The organism is Psychrobacter urativorans (assembly GCF_904846695.1).
Taxonomy (GTDB): domain Bacteria; phylum Pseudomonadota; class Gammaproteobacteria; order Pseudomonadales; family Moraxellaceae; genus Psychrobacter; species Psychrobacter urativorans.
Genome location: NZ_CAJHBR010000047.1, coordinates 1 through 3,460, shown reverse-complemented (window position 1 = coordinate 3,460; position 3,460 = coordinate 1). Strand labels below are relative to the sequence as shown.

At 37.8% G+C, this 3,460-nt stretch carries 4 protein-coding genes and 1 pseudogene; 2 read left to right on the top strand and 3 right to left on the bottom strand.

Annotated elements, in window-relative coordinates:
• Positions 1 to 206 (top strand): annotated as a pseudogene (locus JMY09_RS14205) (2,3-butanediol dehydrogenase); the annotation flags it as partial.
• Between the two features lie 408 nt (positions 207 to 614).
• Here the strand turns inward: JMY09_RS14205 and JMY09_RS14200 are convergent.
• Complete coding sequence (locus tag JMY09_RS14200) at positions 615 to 917, bottom strand: helix-turn-helix domain-containing protein (protein WP_011512377.1); 303 nt, start codon at positions 915 to 917, stop codon at positions 615 to 617.
• A 1-nt stretch (position 918) separates the two neighbouring features.
• Positions 919 to 1,266: a type II toxin-antitoxin system RelE/ParE family toxin gene (locus JMY09_RS14195; protein ID WP_201624588.1), complete on the bottom strand. Its 348-nt coding sequence runs from the start codon at positions 1,264 to 1,266 to the stop codon at positions 919 to 921.
• A gap of 257 nt (positions 1,267 to 1,523) precedes the next feature.
• Here JMY09_RS14195 and JMY09_RS14190 point away from each other — a divergent pair, with 257 nt between their 5' ends.
• Positions 1,524 to 2,114 (top strand): recombinase family protein, encoded by a 591-nt coding sequence (locus JMY09_RS14190; protein ID WP_201624586.1) that lies wholly within the window; start codon positions 1,524 to 1,526, stop codon positions 2,112 to 2,114.
• Between the two features lie 536 nt (positions 2,115 to 2,650).
• Here the strand turns inward: JMY09_RS14190 and JMY09_RS14185 are convergent.
• Positions 2,651 to 2,896, bottom strand: a complete 246-nt coding sequence (locus JMY09_RS14185) for a hypothetical protein (RefSeq protein ID WP_201624585.1) — start codon at positions 2,894 to 2,896, stop codon at positions 2,651 to 2,653.
• Positions 2,897 to 3,460 lie beyond the last annotated feature (564 nt).

Below are 3,460 nucleotides of genomic sequence, written 5' to 3'. Positions count from 1 at the left end.
TCATGAAGGAGCTCGATGTACGTGGGACTATTGGTTATGTAAACAATCATCAAGAAACCATCAAATTGGTCGAAGATGGCTTAGTGAACCTTGAGCCCTTTATTACTCAACGTATCAAATTGGATGACTTGATTGCTAAAGGCTTTGAGACTTTAATTCACAACAATGAATCAGCAGTGAAAATTATTGTGAACCCGAACCTGTAAATAGTAAGGCAAGGGATATCCGGCTAGCTAGGTGGTTTTAATCCGTACGTTAGAATTTACCAAACCTCAAGTTGCCCAAATCTACCTAGGAAGCCTTAGACACACAGTGACACTCCTAAAACAATTTGATCCCTGCTGTCAATCCCGTACACTTAAACTTGGGAGATTTTAATCAGACAACTGGCGGAAGTTTTTTAGGGTATACCCTAGCGGAACCACCTAAAAAGCCCCCAAAACCTATTAACAGACCACTTATAACAGACTGTTAATATGGAACCATATATAACAGGCCTTTGAATTAAGGGACGGGCTACTGTGCTTTCCTAATAACATTAGCCTATTCTTAGTAATAAAAAAGCCACCCATAAGAAGGTGGCTTATTAGCGCTTGAATCACTTGAATTTATTATTACACATTAAAGCCTATGTGCTTCCCTGTTGGCAGCTCAACGTCGATACGAAGTTTACCACCCATGGCCTCAACATATTTTTTCATGGTCGATATTTTAAGATCATTGCCGCGATTTTCTATAGCAGACAATGAAGGCTGTTTAATACCCATGGTTTGAGCCAGCTCTTTTTGAGAGATCTCTAACTCTTCACGAATACGAGACAACTGGTTTTCTAAAAGCAATTGCTCTGCCAGTTGTTTAATACGCGCTTGGCTATCCAAAGAGCGCTCAGCTAACATCTCTTGTAATGTCTTAGTCATGTTATGGATCTCCTAAAGTTCTGAGGTGACACTCATACTGCTGGTCTGCAGTGGCTAGCATTTCTTTATAAAAACGCTTTTTATTACCCTTATCACCGATACAAAGCACAATTGCTTGCCGCTTTGGGTCAAAGGCAAAAAAGGCTCTGAGTGGCTTGCCTCTGTGCTGAATACGCAACTCTTTCATGTTGGTAAACTTTGAATCATACACCGTATCTACTAAAGGGCGACCCAAGCTTGGACCTTGCTGTTCTAAAACCATCAAAGCTGCCAATACTTTTTCTTGCGTTGATTCGTCTTGCTGATCAAACCACTGGTTGAACAGCTCTGTTGTGATGACAGTCCACATATAAAAACCAATATATAGATTACAGTCTATATTATACAACTAATCTAGACAGTCTGCAATTATAGTGAGCGGCTCTTAACAGCCTATTCTTATAGTTAGTAGCGACCATATTTTCTATCGTTGACCTATACTCAAAACATAAAACCTCTAAACGATAATATTTCTATCATTAGACTTTTTTCTTTTATTAAATGATAGTAATATCTTGCTATTATCAATGAACATTAATTGTTAAGTCTAATTAATAGAGGGGCGTTATGACTGTTCGTATTTATGTGAGAGCCAGTACTAAGGATCAAGACGCTAAGAGAGCCTTGTCTGACTTGATTAGCTTTAGCCAAAGCTATGATGATAACCATGTTGAGTACGTAGAGCATTTCAGTGGTACTAAGCTTGATAGACCAGCACTCACTCTGTTACTCAATGATGCTGAAGAAGGCGATATTCTGCTGGTTGAAAGCGTGGATAGATTAAGCCGGCTATCTCAAGATGATTTTGCGATTCTAAAGCAGCGTATAAAAGACAAGGGCTTACGATTGGTGGTAGCTGATCTACCAACGACGCATACGGTAAGTAAGGGCATGACAGGTGAGATCCTAGCAGTGATTAACCATATGCTGATCGACTTGTTAGCAACGATGGCAAAGCTTGATAACGACAAGCGTAGAGAGCGTATTAAGCAGGGGTTAGCGAATAGTGGTTATAAGCCCACAGGTAAGAAGCCTAATACAACGAAACACAATCGTATTAGAGAATTGGCCAGTCAAAACAATATGACAAAAGAGGAAATTGCTAAGGCGGTTGGTGCTGGGGTGGCTACAGTTTATCGAGTATTAAAGCAAGAATGATAGCTGAGGTATTTTAGCAGTTACTCTCTATTTATGAGTGTTCTTATTTATTGGAGTAATTACCTTCAGCAGTAGCTAAACCGATTTTATATGCACTATTATAGTGAGTTATATCCTGATAATAATATTGGACAACTGAATATGAATGACAGAAAATTTTTTTTACAATCATTATGGATAATCGGTCTAATTTTTATATTAGTAACCATCCTTGCGATTAGGTTTTCCAGGATATTGTAGAGCTTATAGTCGCTATTGTATTTATACCAACAAATACAACACATTGTGACAAAGTCACTGTTCAATAAGTTTGGGTTTATATATCTATGCTAGAGGATAAAGAAACGTTCCTATAGAGTGTGCTACTACCGAATAGAGAATAAGCAATGCCTAACCAAAATGATATTGAAAAACTGGATAAACATATGTCTCTTTTCATGAATGGTTTGATGATATCAAAAACTTCTAGAAATAGCTCATTCAGTCGCACTTTATTCAATTAAGCATCCATTAAAACGTGGCTAATTCAATATTGCTTACCCCATAGCTTTGTTTTTTAGATATTTAATTACTACAGATTCATAAAGCCCGTTGACCATTTTAGCCAGTGCATTACTCCCTTTTATACTGACCCAGGTAATCGCGCCAGAGTCAACCATGCTAGAATTGTAGCAGATGTCTAAGCTCTGAACCCCTATATCGATGCAATGAATTATATCTTTGAGATTGCTCCTATCGGCTATCGCTTGATTTAGCGCTATTATCACCATATCGGTGTACATATGATTAGATTCCTTTCAACCCACAATAACGCGTGCAAACACAACAATAATAAATGCGGTATAAACCTAGTTGTTTTGATAAAGGTAAAACGTGTAACCCCTAGCTGGGTAGATTGATGAGCCCTAAAGTTATGATTAATCAATTCACCAGCACGCTTTGTCATTATGGTTATGAGTTTTTATCTTATTCTTACCACGCCAAACCCATTACAGCCAATGATTTTTTCATTAACTGATCGATCGTGCAATACGCAACCTGTAAGACATCCGCTTTCATTTGCTCCCCAACTTTACGAGCGCTATCACAGTATTTACTGTCCTGCCAGATGCATCTGATTTCACAGATATAGAACTCGTCGTACTTTCTTAGAATACTGGTTATTTACCCGTCTCAGGGCGGTTCACAGTACTTTCAATAAGTTGAAAAAACCACGAAAGGTTGATAACTAAATTTTGTAAAATCGAAAAAAGTTATCTAAGTATATCGGCTTGAATTTGTGCTCATCTTTGGCTAAAACTATGAAGGTTAACAAGTAGTTCCTATTTATTTGCTTACAATAATAT